Consider the following 13,502-nt stretch of genomic DNA (forward strand, 5'->3'; position numbering starts at 1 on the left):
CTGGCGGGCGAATCCGACCGTTCTTTGTCGAGGGCGCCGAAGGACCGACAACAGTGGCTTCGCAGTCAAGGCTCGTCGTCGGGCTCGTCGGGGGCTCCCACCTGGTCAACCACGCCTACTTCATGCTTCTCCCGCCGGTTTTCGGCCCGCTGCGGGCCGACCTGGGACTGACCGACGCACAGCTCGGCGTCGCGCTGGGGGCTGTCGGCGTCGTCGTGACCGCGCTCCAGTTGCCCTTCGGCTCGCTGTCCGATTCACGGGGACGGACACCGGTTCTGGCGATATCGCTCGCCTTCGGCGCGCTGGGGGCGCTCCTGACGGCGACCGCACAGAGCTACGCCTGGCTGCTGGCGGCGAGTGTCGTCACCGGCGTCGGCATCGCCGGGCACCACCCGGCACACTACCCGCTCATCGGCGCCGCGACGACGCCCGACACCCGCGGACGGGCCTACAGCGTCCACGGATTCACCGGCGCGCTGGGCTTTGCGGTGCCGCCGGCCGTCGTCGCCGCCGCCGCGACCCTGGGGCTGGACTGGCGGCTGGCCATCGGCGCCATCGCCGTCGTCGGCGCGGTCTACGGCGGGGCCTGCCTGCTCGCGTTCGACCGGTACGTAGCCCGGGACATCACCCATCCGGCGAGCGACGCGGACCGCGCCGGCCGGTCGCCCGGACGCGGCCGCTCGCTCCTCGACCGCGCCCGTCGGGAGCTCCGGAGCGTGGTCGCCTCGCCGCCCATCGTCGCGCTCACCGTCCTGTGGTTCCTCACGTCGGCGGCGGGGTGGGGTATCAAGCAGTACACGGCGACGCTGCTCTCGACGGGCTACGGGTTCCCCGACGCCACCGCGAACGTCGCCGTCTCGGCGATGCTGACAGTCGGCGCCGTCGTCATATTCGGCGGCGGCTACCTGACCGACCGCTACGCCGCGGGGCCGGTGCTGGTCGGCGGGTACGCCGCGCTGGTCGCCGTCGCCGGGCTCCTCTCGCTGGGGACGGTGCCGGTGGTCGGCGCCGTGGCGCTGGTGCTCGTCCTCTCTGCGACCGTCGACGGGAGCCGCCCGGCGAGAGCCGCGCTGGCCGACGCCCTCTCGACGGACGACGCGGCGGGCAAGAACTTCGGCCTGCTCACCATCGGTATCTCCGGGGGCGCCGCGGTCGCGCCGCCGGTGCTCTCGACGCTCGTGGCTCGCTTCGGCGTCACCGCGGCGTTCCAGGCTATCGCGGCCCTGGGCGTCGTCGCCATCGCCCTGACCGGCGTAGTGCTGTCGGCGAGCGGGACGGCGCTGGTGGGTCGGATACAGCCCGGCGACTGAGACGGAGTCGTGTGGTAGCCGCCGACGGTGAGGTCGGCGATATCCGGAGAGAATCTGCACTAACCCGTACGCGGGCGTCCACCGGCGGAAGCCGCGAATTTTTACGGGAGTGCGGCGTACGCCGGTGTACCATGGTTTCGATTGACTCAGACTCCGACGTGCTCCAGCGCGGTGACGGCGCACCGGCCTTCGAACTGGCGGGCGCCGACGGCGAGATGTACCGGCTGGCGGACTTCGACGAGTACGAGGCGCTGCTGGTCGTCTTCACGTGTAATCACTGCCCGTACGCGAAGGCCAAGATACCGGAGCTGAACCGCCTCGCCGAGGAGTACGACGACCTCGCCGTCGTGGGAATCAACGCGAACGACTCCTCGGAGTACCCCGACGATTCCTTCGAGCGAATGCAGGAGGTCGTGGCCGACGGCACCGTCGGGTACGACGCCTACCTCCACGACGCCGACCAGTCGGTCGCGGCGGCCTACGGCGCCCGCTGTACGCCCGACCCGTTCCTCTTTGCGGCCGACGAAGGCGACTTCCGACTCGCCTACCACGGCCGTCTGGACGACGCACCCAACCCCGACGACGAACCGAGCGAGCGGGAGATGGCCGCCCACGTCGAGACGCTGCTCGCCGGCGAGGAGATAACCGCCGCAGAGAAGCCCTCTCGCGGCTGTTCAATCAAGTGGATGGACGGGAACGAACCCGAATACTGGGACCACTGAGACGGCCGAGAAATCTCCCCTTTCTGAACAGTGTTCTCATCGGAAACAACCACCGCTGTAATTTGCCGGGCAGGTTTATGTATCAGCGCGTCGTCTATAACTATGGACTATGAAGAAGCTCATCAACGACCCGGACGACGTGGTCGACGAGATGCTCGACGGAATGGTCGCCGCCTACCCGGACCAGGTTCGTCGGCTTTCTGATACGAACGTGCTGGTACGGGACGACGCCCCGGTAGACGGGAAGGTCGGCATCGTCAGCGGCGGTGGGAGCGGCCACGAGCCGACCCACGCCGGCTACCTCGGCGAAGGGATGCTCGACGGTGCGGCCGCCGGGGAGGTCTTCTCCTCGCCGACCGCCGACGAGTTCGAGGCGCTCCTGGAGGCCGCCGACAGCGGCGAGGGCGTGCTGGCGGTCATCAAGAACTACGAGGGCGACGTGATGAACTTCGAGACCGCCGGCGAGATGGTCGAGATGGAGGGCACCGACGTCGCCACGGTCGTCGTCGACGACGACGTGGCCGTCGAGGACTCGCTGTACACCTCCGGCCGCCGCGGCGTCTGTGGCACCATCCTGGTCCACAAGGCAGCCGGCGCGAAGGCCGCCGAGGGCGCGGACCTGGAGGAGGTCCAGCGCGTCGGCCAGAAGGTCATCGACAACGTCGGGACCATGGGGATGGCGCTGACCTCCTGTGTCACACCCGAGAAGGGCGAACCCACCTTCGACCTCCCCGAGGACGAAATCGAACTGGGCATCGGTATCCACGGCGAGCCCGGCGTGGAACGTACCGACGTGATGAGCGCCGACGAGATCACCGAGGAGCTCACCGAGTCGGTGCTGGAGGACCTCGACCTGGACGAGGGCCAGGAAGTGATGACCATCGTCAACGGGATGGGCGGGACGCCGCTGATGGAGCTGTTCGTCGTCAACCGGAAGCTCCAGGAGATACTCGGCGACCACGGGCTGGAGACGTGGGACGCCTGGGTCGGCGACTACATGACCTCCCTGGACATGGACGGGTGCTCCATTACCGTCTGCGCCGTCGACGAAGAGCTGAAGGAACTGCTGGGTGCGCCGGCCGAGACCCCGGCGCTGACAGTGAAATGAGCGACGAGGGTGCGGCGGCCGTCGCCGCGGTGGGAGCGGTCGCAGAGCGCATCGAGGCCGAGCGGAGCCACCTGACCGACCTGGACTCGGCCATCGGCGACGCGGACCACGGCGGGAACATGGCCCGCGGGTGGGCCGCCGCCGCGGAGGCCGTCGAGGACCTCGAGGACCCGGAACCGGCCGCCGTCGTCAAGACGGCCGGCAAGACGCTGCTGTCCGAGGTCGGCGGCGCGTCGGGCCCGCTCTTTGGCGGGTCGCTGGTCTTTGCCAGCACCGAACTCGAAGAGGGTATCACCGCCGAAACGGCGGTGGCGTTCGCGGAGACCTATCTGGAGAAGGTCCAGGACCGCGGCGACGCCCGCGTGGGGGACAAGACCATGATCGACGCGCTGGTACCGGCGGTCCACACGTTCAAGAAGTCCGTCGAGGTCGACGACATGACGCCGGTCGAGGCCCTCGCGAAGGCCGTCGCCGCCGCCGAGCGCGGCGTCGACTTCACGGTCCCCATCCGGGCCTCGAAGGGTCGGGCCTCGTATCTGGGCTGGCGCTCGGTCGGCCACCAGGACCCCGGCGCCACGAGCACGCTGTACATCATGGAGGAGCTGCTGGACGTGGCGACCGACAACGTAGACGCTCCCGACGAGCTGCCAGACCACGCCGAGTCGCCCACGATTCCGGACGGCGAGGTGACCGAGGACTGATGGTCGGGCTCGTCGTCGTCTCCCACAGCCAGACGGCCGCCGACGGCATCGCCGAGGTCGCCGGTGAGATGGGCGGTGAGACGCGTATCGAACCGGTCGGCGGGGACGGACAGGGCGGTTTCGGTACCGTCGCCGGCGACATCGAAGCGGCCATCCACGACGCGGACGACGGGGACGGCGTCGTCGTCCTCGTCGACCTCGGGAGCGCCGTGATGAACGCCGAGATAGCCATCGAGATGAGCGACGCCGAGGCCGTCATCGCGGACGCGCCGGTCCTCGAAGGGACGGTCAACGCCGCCGTCACGGCGACCGGTTCGAAGGCCACCGTCGAGTCGGTCCGCGAGCAGGCCGAAGCGGCCCGCGGCGTCGAGAAGCTGTAGTTACTCCCCGTCTTCGGGGGTAGAAAGCACCGTTTCGAGCGCGTCGAGTGCGGCCTCGGCGTCGTCGCCCTCGGCGACGAGGCGGACGATGTCGCCGTGTTTCGCTCCCAGTCCGGTGACCGAGAGCATGCTGTTCGCCGGGACGAGTTTGCCGCTGTCGACTATCCCGACCTCGACCGTCGCGTCGTACTCGTTGGCCGTCTGGACGAACTTCGAGGCGGGTCGCGCGTGCAACCCGGCCTCGGGGACGATTTCGACTTCGCGTTCCATACCGCCCCCAGGCCCCCGACGCTCATTACTATTCGGGGTCTCCAAACCGTTTAGTGGCCAGGTCGTCTCTGGCCGGCCGTGAGTCGGCCACTGGGGTATCTGTCCGTCGTGCTCTCGTTCTGTTGTGTCCTCGGCGTCAGCCTCGTCGACCGCTTCGGCATCGACGGGACCGTCGCCGGCTTCGGCCTCGGGTACCTGCTGGGCGAGGGGCTTTCGGTACTCGCCATCGTCTTCGCCGCGTACGGCTGTTACCGAATCCTGCTCGCGGCCTTCGACCGCCGGACCCCTGACAAGCGCCGCCGCCACGACGCGCGCAACATACTGCGGTTGACCGTCGGTATCGCGGGCATCGTCTCCGTTCTCGGCGTCGTCACCCAGCAGTGGGTCGGCGTGCTGTTCTCGCTGGGCGTGGTCGGCTTCGCGGTGACCTTCGCCCTCCAGCAGCCGCTGTTCTCGCTCATCGGCTGGCTCTACATCATGGTCAAACGGCCCTACCAGGTCGGCGACCGGGTCGCAATCGAGGACTCGAAGGGCGACGTCGTCGAGGTGTCCTTTCTCGTGACGACGCTGTGGGAGATAAACGGCGGTCTGGTCTCCTCGAACCAGCCCTCCGGACGCATCGTCACCCTGCCCAACAGCGTCGTCCTCTCCTCGCACGTGATGAACTACACCCGCGAGGAGTTCCCGTTCGTCTGGAACGAACTGACGGTACAGGTGGCCTACGAGACTGACCTCGACTACGCGACCGACCTGATGGCGGGCATCGCGGACGACTACATCGGCGACGAGATGGCCGCCCGCATCGGCCGTTACCGCGAGCGCCTCTCGGAGACGCCGGTCGAGCTCGAAGTACAGGACCGGCCCACCGTCAACATCGTCCAGCAGGAGTCCTGGGTGGAGTTCCGGCTGCGCTATCTCGTCCACCCCCGACGCGGCCAGCGGGTCCGCAACGAGCTGTACAAGCGCATCCTCGACGCGTTCAACGACGAGCCCGACCGCGTGAAGTTCCCCGTGAGCCGGAACCGGTGAGGCGAATATACGTTCGCGCGAAAGGGTGTGTCCGCCGAATTTATACCGATATAAACCACATCAACTGTAGGTGAGCCACAGTGGGAACACTCGGCACGTCGGTCCGCGTGTTGCACGTCGACGACGACCCCGACTTCGCTGAGACGGCTGCGGCCTTTCTCGAGCGGGACGACGCCCGGTTCGAGGTCGAGACCGCGACGAGCGCGAGTGCGGGACTGGACCGCCTTGCCGACGAGGAGTTCGACTGTGTCGTCTCGGACTACGAGATGCCCGGACGGAACGGCATCGAGTTTCTCGAAGCGGTCAGTCAGGACTACCCCGACCTCCCGTTCATCCTCTATACGGGCAGGGGTAGCGAGGAAGTCGCCAGTGACGCCATCTCGGCCGGCGTCACCGACTACCTGCAAAAGGGGACCGGTACCAGCCAGTACACCGTCCTCGCAAACCGCATCTCCAACGCGGTCGAACAGTATCGGACCAACCGACGGGCCGCTGAACTCGACCGGGTCCGGACCCTCGCCAGCGACATCAATCAGGCTATCGTGCGCGCCGAATCGCCGCGGGAGGTCAAAGCGCGTGCCTGTGAGATCATCAGTGCGTCCGAACCGTACCTGTTCGCGTGGATCGGCGACGTCGACCCGGACACGGGCCAGGTCGAGCCCGAGGTATCCGCGGGTACGGAGGACGGATATCTCGATACGGTCACTGTCACCACAGACGACGACCCCACTGGGCAGGGCCCCGTCGGGACGGCGATCTCCGAACGGCGGGTGGCCGTCTCGCAGAACATCGCCGAGGACCCCGCGTTCGAACCGTGGCGTGCGGACGCTATCGAACGGGGCTACCGGGCGGCGGCCGCCGTCCCGCTGGAATATCAGGACACCCTGTACGGCGCGCTCGTCGTCTACGCCGAGCGAACGAACTCCTTCGACGAGAACGAGCGGGAGCTCCTGGCCGAACTCGGCAGGGACATCGCCCACGTCCTCCACTCCTTCGACGTTCGGGCTCGCCTCCGGGAGGAGCGCGAGTTCATCGAGCAGGCCCTCGATTCGCTCAACGACGTGTTCTACGTCCTCAACGCCGACGGGACGTTCCGACGGTGGAACGACCAGCTCTCGGCCGTCACCGGCTACGGGGACGAGGAGCTCGCGGAGATACAGGCAATCGAGCTGTTCCCCGAAGGCGAACGCGAGAAGATAGCCGACGCCATCGAGGAGGCGCTCACCACCGGCGAGACGACCGTCGAGTCGGAGTTCCTGACGGCGGACGGTGAACACATCCCCTACGAGTTCACCGGCTCGCAGTTGACTTCCACCGACGACAGGGTCGGACTCATCGGTATCGGCCGGGACCTCACGGCGCGAAAGCAGCGGGAACGACGGTTGCAACGACTCATCGACACCCTTCCCGGGATGGTGTACCGGTGTCGAAACGACCCCGGACGGCCGACAGAGGAGATCAGGGGCAACGTGCGGGAGATAACCGGCTATGACGCGTCCGAGCTGGAGCGCACCGACGGGCTGTACGGCGAGGGCGTGGTCCACCCGGACGACCGGGAGGAGCGGTCCTCGGCGGTCCAGAACGGGCTCGACGCACACGAGGCGTTCGAAGTCACCTATCGAATCCGAACCGAGGACGGGGAGGTCAAGTGGGTCTGGGAGCGCGGTCAGGGGGTCTATGCGGACGACGGCGAGCCGGTCGCGCTGGAGGGGTTCATTACGGACATCACCGAGCGGGAACAGCGGAAACTGGCCGTCGATGCGCTCCACGAGACCGCACAGTCGGTGATGCGGGCCGACACGGCTGCGCAAGTCGCCGAGATAACCGTCGACACTATCAGCGACGTTCTCGACATGCCGGCCAACGGGCTCCACCTCTACGACGAGGACGAGGGCGGATTGGTGCCGGCGGCGTGGACCGACCGGACCGAGGAAATCGTCGGCGAACCGCCGACCATCGCACCCGACGAAGGAATCGCGGGGAACGCCTTCGAGACGGGCCGGTCCCAGGTCTACAGCGACATATCGACAGTAGCCGACCGGTTCAATCCGAACACGTCCGTCCGAAGTCAGATTGCCGTTCCGCTCGACGACCACGGCGTGCTCCTCATCGGGTCGCCGGACCCCGACGCGTTCGACGACGTGGACGTCTCGCTCGCGGAGGTCGCCGCGACACACGCGACGACCGCGCTCGACCACATCGAACACGAGCGGGAGCTCGAACGGCAGAACGAGCGCCTAGAGGAGTTCGCGGGCATCGTCTCACACGACCTTCGGAACCCCCTGACCGTGGCCGAGGGCCACCTCGAACTGGCCCGGGAGGAGTGTGACAGCGAGCATCTCAGCGGGGTCGCGAAGATGCACGACCGGATGACGATACTGATAGACGACCTGTTGGCGCTGGCCCACGAGGGGGAGGAAGTGACCGACCCGGAGACGGTCGACCTCTCGGACCTCGTCGAGAACTGCTGGCACCACGTCGAGACCGCCGACGCCACGCTCGTCGGCGATGTCAGCCGGACGCTTCGGGCCGACCGGAGCCGGCTCGAACAGCTGCTCGAGAACCTGTTCCGGAACGCCGTGGAACACGGTTCCACGGGTCCTGACTCACAAGCTCGTCAGGGCGCGGTCGAACACGGCGACGACGTGACGGTCACGGTCGGCGGTCTGAGCGACGGGTTCTACGTCGCCGACGACGGCCCCGGTATCCCGGAGGGCGACTACGACCGCATCTTCGAGTCCGGCTACTCGACGAGCGACCGGGGGACCGGCTTCGGCCTCGCAATCGTGCGGGAAATCGTCGAGGCACACGGCTGGCGGATTCGCGCCACCGACAGCGAGACCGGCGGCGCCCGGTTCGAGATTACCGGCGTCGAGTCCGACTGAGACGGGTGGGTTCGGGACCCCCGACCGAGGCTTTACCGGGCAGTCGCCCGCACTGCCGGTATGGACGAGACACCGCTTCCCGAGGTCACCGAGCAGTTCGCACGCACACTCGCGCCGGAGCCGGACGACGTCATCGCGGAGATGGACGACCGCGCCGACCGCGAGGGGTTCCCGACGGTCGGCCCCGCCGTCGGCGCGTGGCTCCGCCTGCTGGCCCGCCTGACCGACGCCGAGCGGGTCTTCGAGTTCGGCTCGGGCTTTGGCTACTCGGCGTACTGGATGGCCCCCGCGCTGCCCGCGGACGGTCAGCTGGTACTCACCGAAATCGACGCCGACGAACTCGATGCCGCCCGCGAGTACTTCCGGCGGGGCGGCTACGCCGACCGCGCGGTGTTCGAACACGGGGACGCCACCGACATCGTCGGCCGGTACGACGGCCCCTTCGACGTCGTCCTCCTCGACAACGAGAAAGACCGGTACGTCGAGACGTTCGAGGCGGTCCGGGGGAAGGTCCCGGTCGGCGGGGTCGTCGCCGCGGACAACGTCATCGAGGCCGTGCCCCTCGACTTCGCGGACATCCGGGCGCTGCTTGCCGGGGAGTCGGTCGAGGCAAGCGACGGGAGCCGCGGTATCGCGGACTATCTGACACACGTCCGGGACGACCCGGACTTCGAGACCGGCCTGCTCCCGCTGGGAGAAGGGGTCGCCGTCAGTGTTCGGGTGGCGTAACCGGCCCACCGGAAGACCCAACCCCTTCCGTGCCGATAGTTGACATATGACAGCTAGTGACAGTGAGTCCACGGCCGACAGGTTCGGACTGAGCGGGGCGGTCATCGAGCGGACGGCGGGGAAAGCCGAGATGGACCCCGAGGAACTGCTTGGTACCCTCGAAATTATCCACGCCGAGCTCATCGGCCGGCACTCGAATCTGGAGCGGGAACGCGAGTACGTGACCGTCGACGGGGTTCGGGCCTACCGGGTCGACGAGGCGGTCTGGGACGAGTTCCTCGGCGAGTTCGACTTCGAGGGACCCGCCGAGTCGGCGACCCGCTACGCCCACACCGAGCAGGCCAAGCTCATGTTCGCGGCGTCGGTCGAAGGCGACGACAACTTCGACAGCGACGAGGAGGGCGTCGTCATCGGTATCGACACCGCCGAACAGTTCTGAGCCGACGAACGGACCCGGCCCAGTGACTCCGATTCTCGGCATCGAAAATTGGGGTGTATAGCTTATGTGGCAGGCCTGGCAACCACCGAGCAACTGCCAATGAGTTTGATGATAGATATACGGAAGCTGGGGCTCTTCAACAAGATGGCCAAAGAGGGGGGCAACACTGTCGCCAACCATCTGAGCCAGATGACGGGGATGGAGACCGAGATGGAGATTACCAAGATAAACTTCATCGACATTCCGGACATCAAGACCCACATCGGCGACGAGAAGCAGATCGGCATCAGCATCGAGATGGTCGAGAAACCCCACGGCTACATCCTCTTTCTGTTCAACGCCAGGAGCGCGAAGGACCTCGCCCACGGGATGATCGGCGACATGGGCGAGACGAGCGAGGCGGGCGGCTTCACCGACATGGAGCGGTCGGCCATCCAGGAGATCGGCAACATCATGACCAGCGGGTTCATCGACGGCTGGGCGAACGTTCTCGACACCACCATCGACATCTCGACGCCGAACTTCACCTTCGGCCCCGGCAGCGGGATGGTCGACCAGCTCGTCGGGGACCGCGACGACGAGATGGCGCTGATGTTCGACTCACGGGTCCACGCCCTGGAGTCGGACATCAACGTGAAGGTGTACACGTTCCCCGAACTGGAGGAACTCGTCGGCCTGATGCAGGAAATCGAGGTCTGAAAGCCGGTCCCGCTCGAACGGGTGGCTCGACCGAACGAGCGCAGTCCCGTCGTCGCAGGTGAGCGCCCGAAGGACTGCCACAACGTCCCAGAGGAGCGCGTGACCGCAGTGATTGCGTCCAGTTCTGTGCGGCCATACCAGTGGACAGCTACCGGCGGGATTCGCCCGACCCTGCGGTGGCACTCGCGGAGACAACAACGCCAGTGGGGTTTCTCGAAGTTCCACGAGGTATATGGTGACACCACACATGAACACGAGCATGGAGTTACTCTCGGAGCATCCGGTTCCCGAACACGCCCGCGCGGTGAAAGCCGAGGCCCGCGAGTTCGCCCAGGAACACATCGCGCCCGTCGCCGCCGACTACTACGAGTCCGGCGAGTACCCCTGGGAAGTCCTCGAAGCGGGGATGGACGCTGGCCTCGTCGGCCAGGACCTCGGCGAGGAGGTCGGCGGGAAAGGGTACGACCTCCAGCAGGTGCTCGCCATCGCCGAGGAGTTCTACCGGGCCGACGCCGGCATCGCGCTGACGCTCCAGCTGGCGAGCTTCGGGGCCGAGATCGTCGAGGACCACGGCAGCGAGGCCCAGGCCGAGGAATTCCTCCGACCCGTCGCCGAGAACGAGCAGATTACCGGCCTCGCCGTCTCCGAGCCCGAGACGGGAAGCGACCTCGCGGGGATGACGACCAGCGCCGAGAAGGACGGCGACGAGTGGGTCATAAACGGCGAGAAGTACTGGATCGGCAACGGCGTCGAGGCCGACTGGATCACCCTCTACGCGAAGACCGGCGACGACCCGGACAACCGCTACGGCAACTACTCGATGTTCATCGTCCCCACGGACGCCGAGGGCTACCACGCCGAGCACATCCCGGAGAAGATGGCCTTCCGGGCCTCGAAGCAGGCCCACATCGTCCTCGACGACTGCCGCATCCCCGAGGACCACCTCGTCGGCGTCGAGGGCGCCGGCTTCTACATGCTCGCGGAGTTCTTCAACCACGGGCGGGTCATCGTCGCCGGCCACGGCGTCGGCCTCGCCGCCGCGGCCATCGAGGAGGCCTGGGAGTTCGTCCACGACCGCGAGGCATTCGGCCGCACCGTCGACGAGTTCCAGTCCGTCCAGCACAAGCTCGCCGACATGCAACTGCAGCTCCAGTCGGCCCGCTCGCTGGCCTGGGACGCGGCCGAGCGCGTCGCCAACCAGGAGAACGCCGGCTACTGGGCCGCGCTGGCCAAGACCGCGGCGACGGAGGCCGCCACGGAGTGTTCCCAGATGGGGATGCAGCTCCACGGCGGCCGCTCGGTGCTGCTGGAGAACCGCATCTCCCGGGTGTTCCGGGACGCCCGCATCCCGGTCATCTACGAGGGCGCCAACGACATCCAGCGCAACCTCATCTACCGGCAGACGCCCCAGTAGAGCCCGACAGCGACCACAACTAGTTCGGACCCACCCTTTTCTCTTCACGCGCCTTACACCCGGTATGGAGTCTCCCGAAGTCACGTTCCTGGACCGCGGTCGCGTCATGGCCGACCGGAGCTTCGTCGTCGACGGGGCGAGCGTCGCGACGGCCTCGAATCGAGACCCCGACCACGAGTACGAGGAGTACGTCGTCTGGAACCTCGTCATCGAGACGCCCGAGCGGACGATACTGTGGGACACCGGCTCACACCCAGAGGCGGGCGACGGCTACTGGCCCGACCCGCTGTACGGGGCCTTCGCCCACGTCGACGCGGCCGACCATGCCCTCGAAGGCGACCTGGCCGACGCTGGCTACGCGCTCGACGATATCGACGCCGTGGTGATGAGCCACCTCCATCTGGACCACGCTGGCGGTCTGGCGAACTTCGCCGGGACGGACGTGCCAATCTACGTCCACCGCGAGGAACTCCCCTACGCCTACTACAGCGCCAAGACCGACGAGGGCTCCATCGCCTACCTGGCCAGTGACTTCGACCGCGACCTGAACTGGGAGGTCGTCCACGGCGACAGCTATCAGCTCGCCGACGGCGTCGAACTCCTCCATCTCCCCGGTCACACGCCCGGGCTGCTCGGGGCGCTCATCGAACGCCCCGACGACCCGTTGCTCGTGGTCGGCGACGAGGCCTACGTCGAGGCCAACTACGCGGGCCAGCCGATGGCGACGAGCCTGCTGTGGAGCAACGCGGCCTGGCGCGAGAGCCTGGCCCGCTGTCGGGACATCCAGCGCCGGACGGGCGCCGAAACGCTGCTGGGCCACGACCTGTCGGTCTTCGAGTCTGTCAGCGATAGCGACCACTGAGACGCAACGTCGGTCCCGCGAGTGCAGTTCGCTCGGTACGACAGTAAGGTGGGGAGTCAGTCGGTCGGGCGCAGAGTCAGCGTCTCGCCGTCCCGCGTCCGGACCAGCCATCGGTCGTCGCTGCGGTCGACGACGGTCCAGAGCCCGAACTGGAAGTGGAGTTCGAACTCCACGGGGTTGACGCGCTGATCGGTCTCGGCGATGCGGTACGCCGTGGCCTCGGCGGCGCTCACTGTTCGACCAGCCCGTACCGCCGCTCCAGGTGGTCGACGATGTAGTCGACGGTCGCGGGGTCGTACGTCCAGAAGCCGTAGAACTCCCGCGGGTCGCGCTCCTCGGCCAGCAGCGCGCACTTCTGGGTAGTCGCGTCGTCGCTCGCGCCGTCGTCGAAGACGACGAACCACGACCTGGCTATCTCCTCGCTCCGGTCGAGGTGGAGCCGGAAGGTGCTGTGTGCCGGCGGGTCGATGTCTGGTACGGCGTAGGCGTGGACGTCGACCGCCGAGTCGCCGAGCCGCTCGTACAGGTCCCGTTCGCCCTGCAGCGTCGAGAGCGTCTGGAAGCCGGCGTGCAGCGCCCCCTCGCCGACCCGCCAGGCGCGGTCCTCTATCTCGCGGGACGCGGCGACCATCCGCCCGATGGACCAGGAGGTAAACAGCGTCTCGTCCAGGTAATCGAGGAGACCGGCCGCGTCGTCCCCGCCAAGGACGCTGTCGCGGTCGTCGAGCGAGTCGTAGAAGGAGTCGATATCGGTCGCCGTGTACACGCCGTCGCCGTCCGAGAGCGTCAGGAACTCGCCGGGGCGGCCGCTACCGGTCGTCTCGCTGACGACGCTGACGTTCCGGTCGGCGAACCGGTCCCGGAGGTCCTCGACGACCGACGCGTCGGCGTTGAAAACCGTGAGCGTGCGCTCGTGGGCCGCGACGCCGGCGATGAGCTCGCTGAGCGACATTC

At 67.4% G+C, this 13,502-nt stretch carries 15 protein-coding genes; 12 read left to right on the plus strand and 3 right to left on the minus strand.

Annotated features, from left to right (window positions below; all coding sequences use genetic code 11):
• The first annotated feature begins 53 nt into the window (after positions 1-53).
• The 5 genes from NJQ98_RS10865 (at position 54) to dhaM (ending at position 4,221) form a co-directional block, all read left to right on the plus strand.
• Positions 54-1,310, plus strand: a complete 1,257-nt coding sequence (locus NJQ98_RS10865) for an MFS transporter (protein WP_262178462.1) — start codon at positions 54-56, stop codon at positions 1,308-1,310.
• 131 nt (positions 1,311-1,441) lie between these two features.
• Positions 1,442-2,032, plus strand: coding sequence for a thioredoxin family protein (locus NJQ98_RS10870; protein WP_262178464.1), 591 nt, complete (start codon positions 1,442-1,444; stop codon positions 2,030-2,032).
• Positions 2,033-2,141: 109 nt separating this feature from the next.
• On the plus strand, positions 2,142-3,140 hold the full coding sequence (gene dhaK, locus NJQ98_RS10875) for a dihydroxyacetone kinase subunit DhaK (RefSeq protein WP_262178466.1): 999 nt from the start codon (positions 2,142-2,144) through the stop codon (positions 3,138-3,140).
• Positions 3,137-3,841: a dihydroxyacetone kinase subunit DhaL gene (gene dhaL, locus NJQ98_RS10880; RefSeq protein ID WP_262178468.1), complete on the plus strand. Its 705-nt coding sequence runs from the start codon at positions 3,137-3,139 to the stop codon at positions 3,839-3,841. Before dhaK ends, dhaL begins: the two co-directional genes overlap by 4 nt.
• Entirely contained in the window at positions 3,841-4,221 is a 381-nt protein-coding gene (dhaM, locus tag NJQ98_RS10885) for a dihydroxyacetone kinase phosphoryl donor subunit DhaM (protein WP_262178470.1), read from the plus strand. The genes dhaL and dhaM overlap by 1 nt, the downstream gene beginning before the upstream one ends.
• Here the strand turns inward: dhaM and ptsH1 are convergent, their stop codons facing one another.
• On the minus strand, positions 4,222-4,491 hold the full coding sequence (ptsH1, locus tag NJQ98_RS10890) for a phosphocarrier protein HPr (RefSeq protein WP_262178472.1): 270 nt from the start codon (positions 4,489-4,491) through the stop codon (positions 4,222-4,224).
• A 78-nt stretch (positions 4,492-4,569) separates the two neighbouring features.
• Between ptsH1 and NJQ98_RS10895 the strand changes: the two genes are divergently transcribed.
• From NJQ98_RS10895 to NJQ98_RS10925, 7 genes are all read left to right on the plus strand, one after another.
• Positions 4,570-5,520, plus strand: a complete 951-nt coding sequence (locus tag NJQ98_RS10895; RefSeq protein ID WP_262178475.1) for a mechanosensitive ion channel family protein — start codon at positions 4,570-4,572, stop codon at positions 5,518-5,520.
• An 80-nt stretch (positions 5,521-5,600) separates the two neighbouring features.
• Positions 5,601-8,405 carry a GAF domain-containing protein gene (locus NJQ98_RS10900; RefSeq protein WP_262178477.1) on the plus strand — a complete coding sequence of 935 codons (2,805 nt, stop codon included), beginning with the start codon at positions 5,601-5,603 and terminating at the stop codon, positions 8,403-8,405.
• A 60-nt stretch (positions 8,406-8,465) separates the two neighbouring features.
• On the plus strand, positions 8,466-9,134 hold the full coding sequence (locus tag NJQ98_RS10905) for an O-methyltransferase (protein ID WP_262178479.1): 669 nt from the start codon (positions 8,466-8,468) through the stop codon (positions 9,132-9,134).
• A gap of 46 nt (positions 9,135-9,180) precedes the next feature.
• Positions 9,181-9,573, plus strand: a complete 393-nt coding sequence (locus NJQ98_RS10910; RefSeq protein ID WP_262178481.1) for a DUF8048 family protein — start codon at positions 9,181-9,183, stop codon at positions 9,571-9,573.
• Between the two features lie 99 nt (positions 9,574-9,672).
• Positions 9,673-10,272: a chemotaxis protein CheC gene (locus NJQ98_RS10915; RefSeq protein WP_262178483.1), complete on the plus strand. Its 600-nt coding sequence runs from the start codon at positions 9,673-9,675 to the stop codon at positions 10,270-10,272.
• Positions 10,273-10,531: 259 nt separating this feature from the next.
• Positions 10,532-11,686 carry an acyl-CoA dehydrogenase family protein gene (locus tag NJQ98_RS10920; RefSeq protein WP_262178485.1) on the plus strand — a complete coding sequence of 385 codons (1,155 nt, stop codon included), beginning with the start codon at positions 10,532-10,534 and terminating at the stop codon, positions 11,684-11,686.
• Positions 11,687-11,750: 64 nt separating this feature from the next.
• A complete protein-coding gene (locus NJQ98_RS10925) occupies positions 11,751-12,548 on the plus strand; it encodes an N-acyl homoserine lactonase family protein (protein WP_262178487.1) in 798 nt (265 codons plus the stop codon).
• A 56-nt stretch (positions 12,549-12,604) separates the two neighbouring features.
• On the opposite strand, the gene NJQ98_RS10930 is transcribed toward NJQ98_RS10925, so the two are convergent.
• Both NJQ98_RS10930 and NJQ98_RS10935 read right to left on the minus strand, forming a co-directional pair.
• A complete protein-coding gene (locus tag NJQ98_RS10930; protein ID WP_262178489.1) occupies positions 12,605-12,781 on the minus strand; it encodes a hypothetical protein in 177 nt (58 codons plus the stop codon).
• Positions 12,778-13,500, minus strand: a complete 723-nt coding sequence (locus NJQ98_RS10935) for a DICT sensory domain-containing protein (RefSeq protein ID WP_262178490.1) — start codon at positions 13,498-13,500, stop codon at positions 12,778-12,780. Before NJQ98_RS10935 ends, NJQ98_RS10930 begins: the two co-directional genes overlap by 4 nt.
• Positions 13,501-13,502: the final 2 nt, after the last annotated feature.

The organism is Haloarcula laminariae (genome assembly GCF_025457605.1).
Lineage (GTDB): Archaea > Halobacteriota > Halobacteria > Halobacteriales > Haloarculaceae > Haloarcula > Haloarcula laminariae.

Coding starts and splice junctions, on each gene's coding strand:
- NJQ98_RS10870 (WP_262178464.1), top strand. CDS start 1,442: ATGGTTTCGATTGACTCAGACTCCGACGTGCTCCAGCGCGGTGACGGC.
- dhaK (WP_262178466.1), top strand. CDS start 2,142: ATGAAGAAGCTCATCAACGACCCGGACGACGTGGTCGACGAGATGCTC.
- dhaL (WP_262178468.1), top strand. CDS start 3,137: ATGAGCGACGAGGGTGCGGCGGCCGTCGCCGCGGTGGGAGCGGTCGCA.
- dhaM (WP_262178470.1), top strand. CDS start 3,841: ATGGTCGGGCTCGTCGTCGTCTCCCACAGCCAGACGGCCGCCGACGGC.
- ptsH1 (WP_262178472.1), bottom strand. CDS start 4,491: ATGGAACGCGAAGTCGAAATCGTCCCCGAGGCCGGGTTGCACGCGCGA.
- NJQ98_RS10905 (WP_262178479.1), top strand. CDS start 8,466: ATGGACGAGACACCGCTTCCCGAGGTCACCGAGCAGTTCGCACGCACA.
- NJQ98_RS10910 (WP_262178481.1), top strand. CDS start 9,181: ATGACAGCTAGTGACAGTGAGTCCACGGCCGACAGGTTCGGACTGAGC.
- NJQ98_RS10915 (WP_262178483.1), top strand. CDS start 9,673: ATGAGTTTGATGATAGATATACGGAAGCTGGGGCTCTTCAACAAGATG.
- NJQ98_RS10920 (WP_262178485.1), top strand. CDS start 10,532: ATGGAGTTACTCTCGGAGCATCCGGTTCCCGAACACGCCCGCGCGGTG.
- NJQ98_RS10925 (WP_262178487.1), top strand. CDS start 11,751: ATGGAGTCTCCCGAAGTCACGTTCCTGGACCGCGGTCGCGTCATGGCC.
- NJQ98_RS10935 (WP_262178490.1), bottom strand. CDS start 13,500: ATGTCGCTCAGCGAGCTCATCGCCGGCGTCGCGGCCCACGAGCGCACG.